Source organism: Spongiimicrobium salis (assembly GCF_043678055.1).
GTDB lineage: Bacteria > Bacteroidota > Bacteroidia > Flavobacteriales > Flavobacteriaceae > Spongiimicrobium > Spongiimicrobium salis.
On record NZ_JBHEQA010000001.1, the window covers coordinates 1,542,093 to 1,549,589 of the forward strand.

Consider the following 7,497-nt stretch of genomic DNA (forward strand, 5'->3'; position numbering starts at 1 on the left):
CAAAACTCTAATTTCTGTTGCCCGCTTTAGGGCTTAATCCTATCTTTGTTCTCTAAACTTTTTCCTATGAGCCAGAAAGTACGTGTTCGCTTTGCGCCAAGTCCAACAGGCCCCTTACATATTGGCGGTGTTCGGACAGCGCTTTTCAACTATTTGTTTGCCAAAAAACATGGTGGTGATTTTATCTTGCGCATAGAAGATACCGACCAAAATAGGTATGTTGAAGGAGCCGAACAGTATATTATAGATGCCTTGGAGTGGTGTGCTATGCCCTTTGATGAAGGGCCCACTAAAGATGGTGGTTTTGGGCCTTATCGTCAAAGTGAACGCAAACACCTTTACAAAGAATATGCAGATCAACTTATTGCCAAAGGGCATGCCTATTATGCTTTTGACACTCCTGAAGTTTTAGATGGCCACAGAAAGGATCATGAAGCAAAAGGAAAGACCTTCATCTATAATTGGCACAACCGCTTGAAGTTAACCAACTCCCTTTCACTATCTAAGGATGAGGTACAGAACAAAATAGCCGCAGAGGAATCCTACGTCATTCGATTTAAATCCCCTCAAGACGAAAAACTTCTTTTAAAAGATTTGATTCGAGGCACTATAGAAATCGACACCAATATTCTGGATGATAAAGTGCTCTTTAAAAGTGATGGTATGCCCACCTACCATTTGGCCAATATTGTAGATGATCACCTCATGCAAATTTCACATGTCATCCGCGGCGAAGAGTGGCTGCCTTCTCTGGCGTTGCACCAACTGCTTTACGATGCCTTTTCCTGGCAAGCGCCCCAATTTGCCCATTTGCCCCTGATTATGAAACCTGTTGGAAAAGGAAAATTGAGTAAGCGTGATGGGGAGAAGCTAGGTTTTCCGGTATTTCCATTGTCTTGGAAGGAGTCCCAGGGCTATAAGGAAGCCGGCTATTTCTCCGAGGCCGTGATCAACTTTTTAGCCCTTTTGGGTTGGAACCCAGGTACCGAACAAGAATTGTTTAACATGGACGAGCTTATAGAAAGTTTTGATTTAAGCCGTGTAAACAGGGCAGGTGCGCGATTTGATATCGAAAAGACTAAATGGTATAATCAGCATTACCTGCAGCAAAAGAAAAACTCGGACTTGGTATCCCCGTTTCAATCTATATTGCAGGAAACCGCTCCGACAGCCATCCGAACCAAAGATCTCCCTTATATTGAGAAGGTTATTGGGCTCATTAAAGAAAGGGCAACTTTTGTTACTGATTTCTGGAATTTGGGAGATTACTTTTTCATCGCGCCACAGCAGTATGCCGAAAAAGCCGTACGTAAGCAATGGAAAGAAGGTACCGCGGCAATATTGAACCAATTGGTATCTGTGTTGGAAGCCATTGATGATTTTTCCTCAGAAACTGCGGAGACTAGGGTAAAGCAATGGATAGCCGAGCAAGAGTTATCTTTCGGTAAAGTTATGCCGCCTTTACGTTTAGTAATTGTAGGTGATATGAAAGGCCCACATATTTTTGATATTATTGCCTTGCTTGGAAAGGAAGAAAGTATTTCCAGAATACAAAAGGCCATTGCCCTATTGGATGCTTAAAATAACATCCTATCACAGCTATTAGCACTCTTCCAAAATAGAGTTTCCTTTTGAACAATCTCCGGAAGTCCATTCCCAGGATTCATGTAATCTAATCTTGCCATTTTCCATGATTTCTGGCTTAGAATGGCATATTCCTGTCCTGATATTTCCTTCTTTATCTATTTGGTGATATCGCATATTAATCTTTCCCTCCTGATCTACGATACCCAGCAATTGCCCATATATAATATGCTCTCCGGTATATTCACAATGTAAGATATTTCCGTTCTGGGTATACTCAAAAAAAGTAGTGCTTCCCAGTTGGCCATTTCCTGAGTTCTCCACCACCGAAAAACGCTTTCCATGATAGTTGATATGGTTTTTCAAACTGTAATGATTTAGGACAAAAAGATACGCTTTTGTAACAATCTTTCAAAAAATGCTACAGATATCGTAAAGAGTTTTGTAAATTCATTTCACTAACTAAAAACGTACATTATGGGATACTTCTTAATACCTCTTATCGGATTCGGACTTCTGATTTTATTATCATCTTTCTTTATCGTAAAGCAACAAACCGCTGTAATTATTGAAAGATTTGGTAAGTTTCAAAGTATTCGACATTCTGGTCTACAAATGAAAATTCCCTTGGTAGATCGCGTTGCAGCACGCCTGGGATTAAAAATACAGCAATTGGATGTGATTGTAGAAACCAAAACTTTGGATGATGTATTTGTAAAATTGAAAGTGTCTGTACAGTATGTTGTCATTAAAGAAAAGGTATATGAAGCTTTCTATAAACTAGAATATCCGCATGATCAAATTACTTCTTATGTATTTGATGTTGTTCGTGCTGAAGTTCCAAAAATGAAACTCGATGATGTCTTCGTTAAAAAAGATGATATTGCCATCGCGGTGAAATCCGAATTACAGGATGCCATGGTAAATTATGGATATGATATTATCAAGACCTTGGTTACCGATATTGACCCTGATGCTCAGGTGAAAGAAGCTATGAACCGTATCAATGCTTCCGAGCGTGAAAAAATTGCTGCGCAATTTGAAGGGGATGCCGCTCGTATCCTTATCGTAGAAAAAGCGAAGGCGGAGGCAGAAAGCAAGCGTTTGCAGGGTCAGGGTATTGCCGATCAACGTAGGGAGATTGCCCGAGGATTGGAAGAATCTGTGGAAGTTCTGAATAAAGTAGGCATCAACTCTCAAGAAGCTTCTGCCCTAATTGTTGTTACCCAGCATTATGACACCTTGCAATCTATTGGTGAAGCAACGAATACCAATTTAATTCTATTGCCCAACTCCCCACAAGCCGGAAGTGACATGTTGAACAATATGGTAGCCTCATTTACGGCTAGCAATCAAATTGGCGAAGCCATGAAAGAACAGAATAAGAAAACGGAATAACATTTGAATTCTACTTCGTTTTCATTTCAAAATCAAAAAATGGAACATCCTTTAAAAAAAGGGATGGTCCATTTTTCTTTTGCATCGTTTTCAATACCCATCAGTATACAAGTACTACTAAATATTCAAAAAAATGAACAGGATGCTCTCTAAGGCAAGATCATTGCAAGGGCTAACCCATTACACCAAAAATAAATAAAACAGACGCTAAAGTCGCTTAAATACTCCGTTTTTAATAGAAAACACCAATTGTTTTATTGCAAGGAATAGGTAATTTCTATTTTATGGTTTTTCCGATAATTTTGCCCAGGTGTCTCTCAAACCGACTGTTTTATTAAAGACCAATTTCTCACTAGTGGTATCTGGATCAACATTAAAATACCCCAAACGTTGAAATTGAAAACGATCTCCAATGTTTGCATCCCTTAAACTAGGTTCAATATAACCAGTAATACTTTTTAGGGAATCCGGATTTACAAATTCCATGAAATCTTTATCCTTATGCGTATCCGGACTTGGATCCGAAAACAACCTATCATATAATCGCACTTCTGCGGCCATCGCATGTTTTATAGACACCCAATGTAAAGTTCCTTTTACCTTTCTTAAGCTTTCCGCTGTTCCACTACCACTTTTGCTTTTGGGATCGTAGATACACTGTATTTCAACAATATTCCCATCGGTATCTTTTGTACAGCTCTCAGCCTTAATGATATACCCATTCTTTAGGCGTACCTCTCCACCAAGTTTCAATCTAAAAAACTTCCGATTGGCTTCCTCTCTAAAATCCTCTTGCTCTATATAAAGTTCCTTAGAAAATGGCACTTCCCTGGTACCCGCGGATTCATCCCCCGGGTTATTTTCTGCAATCAACCATTCTTCCTTATTATCTGGGTAATTGGTAATCACCAGCTTCACCGGATTCAAAACGGCCATTACTCTAGGGGCAATCTTATTAAGATGCTCTCTCAGGTGAAACTCCAACAAAGAAACATCTATAAGGTTCTCTCGCTTGGCAATTCCAATAGTATCCGCAAAATTTCGTATCGATTCCGGGGTATACCCTCTTCTCCTCAATCCTGAAATTGTGGGCATCCGGGGATCGTCCCAACCTTTTACCACTCCTTCTTCAACCAGACGTAACAACTTCCGTTTACTCACTACCGTATGGCTTAAATTACGCCTAGCGAACTCACGCTGTTTGGGCCGCACTTTTGTGCTATCTACTACTTGGTCCAAAAACCAATCGTATAATTCCCGATGCATGGCAAACTCCAAAGTACATAGGGAATGGGAAACTTGTTCAATATAATCACTTTCTCCATGTGTCCAATCATACATCGGATAAATACACCAATCGGTATTTGTTCTATGATGTGCTTTATGCAACACCCTATAAATAATGGGGTCGCGCATCAACATATTGGATGAGGTCATATCAATTTTAGCCCGCAAAACATGAGACCCTTCCTCAAATTCCCCATCCTTCATTTGCTGAAACAGCTTCCTGTTCTCCTCTATGGACCGATCTCTAAAAGGGCTGGCCACTCCTGCCTCCGTTGGTGTTCCTTTCTGCTTTGCCATTTCTTCAGAAGATTGGCTATCTACATAAGCTTTTCCCTCATCGATCAATTGTAGTGCCCATTCGTATAGTCTAGGAAAATAATCCGATGCATAGCATTCCGTATCCCATTGGTACCCCAACCATTCCACATCCTTCTTAATGGCGTCTACAAAGGCCTTTTCCTCTTTGGCTGGGTTAGTGTCATCAAACCTAAGGTTTACCGGTGCGCCATAACGCAGCCCAAGCCCAAAATTAAGACAAATGGCACTGGCATGTCCAATATGGAGAAATCCGTTAGGTTCAGGTGGAAATCTGAATCTCAAATGATCTTTTGGAAAACCATTATTCAAGTCCTCCTCCACAATATGCTCTATAAAATTAAGAGACTTCGTCGCTTCGCTCATCAGATAAAAATTAAAGCGCAAATGTAGGAAAAATGCCGGGATCGGCCTTCATAAAAAGGGTACACCATACAATAAATGCGTTTCACAACATTTTTAATACGAACGACAACAATAAATTTTTCTCGATGTAATTATATGTCATATTTGTTACTTAAGCCTAGATTATATAGCTATTTAACCATTTTTCAAAAATACATTCGATTTTAATGATCGATGAAATACAAATTACTAACAAAACCAAGACCGACCAAAATTAAAAAGATTGTAGCAACCCCAAAACTACATTACCTATGAGACTTAACCACATACGCAGGATTACGATTTTATGCCTTTTATGCTTCATAATGGGTATAGCCTCCATGATGGCACAGACCCTCAACAAACCCGGTCCTTCCAGCACTTCTCCTTTTACGGCAGCTTGTTCTGGAATTAATGGTTTTAACGAGTATTACATTAACTTTACTTGGAGCCCTCCATTAGTAAACAACGACAACGAATTTATCTTAGAGCTATCAGATGCCAATGGCGATTTTGGTAGTGCTGTTGAATTGGTACGTGACAATACCAAAAACGTAAACTTTGATTTCGATTTTCAATTTGCAGTACCTGCCGGTACTCGGGGAGAAAATTTCAGATTACGCGTTCGCAGTACAAGTCCTGCCATGACCAGCCCGCCTTCCGATCCGTATCCAATGTACGACATTGACTTTAGTTCTCCCATTCTTATAAGTCAGGATGCCAACGGAACTATTCCTTCGGGAGGAACTATTCAAGTATGTGATGGCAACTCCATCACCTTGGGCCCGCACAATATTCCAAATTCAAATACCTATCAGTATAATTGGTATAGGAGCGGAACTCTTCTTGCAGAAAAAGGAGAGTTTCTTACCATTAACGGTAACCCTTCGGATGCAGGGATGTACGTGGTAGAAATAGACTATGGTTCCTGTTCTGGTTCTGCCAGTTTATCCAATACCATAGAAATTACTACAGGCACCAGTTTAGGCCTTTCCATTAATCCCCCTGCGGAAACTGCCCTGTGCGCAGGCGTTACTCAGGACCTGGAAGCCAATATTACAGGACAAGGATTAACCTATACTTGGTTTAAAGATGGCATTGCCATTACTACACCTACCGTAGACGATTCCACATATACCGTAAATGCATCCATAGCTGGTTTTGAAGGGGATTATCAAGTAGAAATAAGCGGCACAGGAACTTGTATAGAGCGATCTGCAGCCATTACGATAACCAATGCCGGAGATTTTACAGTTACCCGCGATAATCCAGACAGTCTTGTCTTATTGCCGACACAGACTGAAACTTTAAGTGTTACCACCTCAGTAAGTCCAGTCACCTATCAGTGGTATAGAGATGGTTCTCCTATTGGCGGTGCTACAAGTCGTACTTTAAGCATTAGTTCCCCAGGAGTATACTTCGCAGAAGTTACTTTAAGTGGTGGGACATGTGCTTCTACCGCTATAAATTCAGAAAACACAACGGTAGTCGCCCCAGATTCTTTTGAGCTTCTCATAGATTATGCCGCATCCTATGCCGCTTGTGAAAATACCAATGTTATTTTGGAAGTCACCACCGTGAATGCCGTTGGTTCGGATGGGACCAGAACAGATGTTACTACTGACCTAAGGGATGAATTCACCTATGCTTGGCAGAGAAACGGAACGAATATTAACGGAGCAACAACTAGAAGTCTCAGCTTAACGGATATTACCGAAAATGGAGACTATACCTTGACTGGAGTGTTAACTTCCTTTAATATAAGTTCCAATACACTGCCCGTTCAACTACTTACCAGTGAAACGCTAACGATAAGCAGTACAAGTTTATTGAGTTGTAATAGTACAGATCCTATAACGGTAAGTACCACAACCGACTTATCTACAGCAAGTTTTTCCTGGTTAAGGGATGGGGTTGATCTTAACGATGCCAGTACCGAACTTAGCGTTACCCAACCCGGAACCTATCAATTGGTGGTTTCACGAAATGGTTGCCCGCTTCCTTCCAACGAAGTAGTAATCTCTGGCCTTGATCCTTCTTTAATTTCCTTGGATACCCCAAGTACCGATATTGTAATACCCGAGGGAACAACAAGAAATGTGACTGCCAGTGGAGGAACTGCCTACCGTTGGTTAGACCTTAACAATACTTTATTGAGTGATACGGCCACAGTGAATTTGGCCGAAGAAGGATCTTATATGCTAATTGCCAGTATAGACAACTGTGAAGTTAGTATTCCTATTACCGTGAGCTTTCAAGATACTTTTAGAGTACCTAATGTTATTACCGTAAATGGAGACGGTATCAATGACCAATGGGTTATTCCGAATACCTATTCCAATGATCCAGAAATCAATGTTACCATCTTTAATGATAGGGGTGAGGAAATATTGAATGTGAATGATTATCAAAACAATTGGCCGGAATCAACAACCAATTTCCGTCAGCAGAATCTTGTGTTCTTCTACAAGATCAGAAACGCCAATGAGATACTAAAACAAGGAACCATAACCGTTATACGCTAACCAA

General features: G+C 40.5%; 5 protein-coding genes. 3 read left to right on the forward strand and 2 right to left on the reverse strand.

Annotated features, from left to right (window positions below; genetic code table 11):
* Window positions 1-66 precede the first annotated feature (66 nt).
* Entirely contained in the window at window positions 67-1,581 is a 1,515-nt protein-coding gene (gene gltX, locus ACEXOE_RS06965) for a glutamate--tRNA ligase (protein WP_394748019.1), read from the forward strand.
* Window positions 1,582-1,602: 21 nt separating this feature from the next.
* Here gltX and ACEXOE_RS06970 read toward each other — a convergent pair whose 3' ends face one another.
* Window positions 1,603-1,950, reverse strand: a complete 348-nt coding sequence (locus tag ACEXOE_RS06970) for a n-acetylglutamate synthase (protein WP_394748020.1) — start codon at window positions 1,948-1,950, stop codon at window positions 1,603-1,605.
* Window positions 1,951-2,061: 111 nt separating this feature from the next.
* Here ACEXOE_RS06970 and ACEXOE_RS06975 point away from each other — a divergent pair, with 111 nt between their 5' ends.
* Window positions 2,062-2,982, forward strand: a complete 921-nt coding sequence (locus ACEXOE_RS06975) for an SPFH domain-containing protein (protein WP_394748021.1) — start codon at window positions 2,062-2,064, stop codon at window positions 2,980-2,982.
* A gap of 282 nt (window positions 2,983-3,264) precedes the next feature.
* Here the strand turns inward: ACEXOE_RS06975 and ACEXOE_RS06980 are convergent, their stop codons facing one another.
* Complete coding sequence (locus tag ACEXOE_RS06980; RefSeq protein WP_394748022.1) at window positions 3,265-4,950, reverse strand: glutamine--tRNA ligase/YqeY domain fusion protein; 1,686 nt, start codon at window positions 4,948-4,950, stop codon at window positions 3,265-3,267.
* A 290-nt stretch (window positions 4,951-5,240) separates the two neighbouring features.
* Here ACEXOE_RS06980 and ACEXOE_RS06985 point away from each other — a divergent pair, with 290 nt between their 5' ends.
* Window positions 5,241-7,493, forward strand: a complete 2,253-nt coding sequence (locus tag ACEXOE_RS06985) for a T9SS type B sorting domain-containing protein (protein WP_394748023.1) — start codon at window positions 5,241-5,243, stop codon at window positions 7,491-7,493.
* Window positions 7,494-7,497: the final 4 nt, after the last annotated feature.

What these genes read in the sequence shown, in the direction of transcription:
- ACEXOE_RS06975 (WP_394748021.1), top strand. Translation starts at nt 2,062, where the DNA reads ATGGGATACTTCTTAATACCTCTTATCGGATTCGGACTTCTGATTTTA.
- ACEXOE_RS06985 (WP_394748023.1), top strand. Translation starts at nt 5,241, where the DNA reads ATGAGACTTAACCACATACGCAGGATTACGATTTTATGCCTTTTATGC.
- gltX (WP_394748019.1), top strand. Translation starts at nt 67, where the DNA reads ATGAGCCAGAAAGTACGTGTTCGCTTTGCGCCAAGTCCAACAGGCCCC.
- ACEXOE_RS06980 (WP_394748022.1), bottom strand. Translation starts at nt 4,950, where the DNA reads ATGAGCGAAGCGACGAAGTCTCTTAATTTTATAGAGCATATTGTGGAG.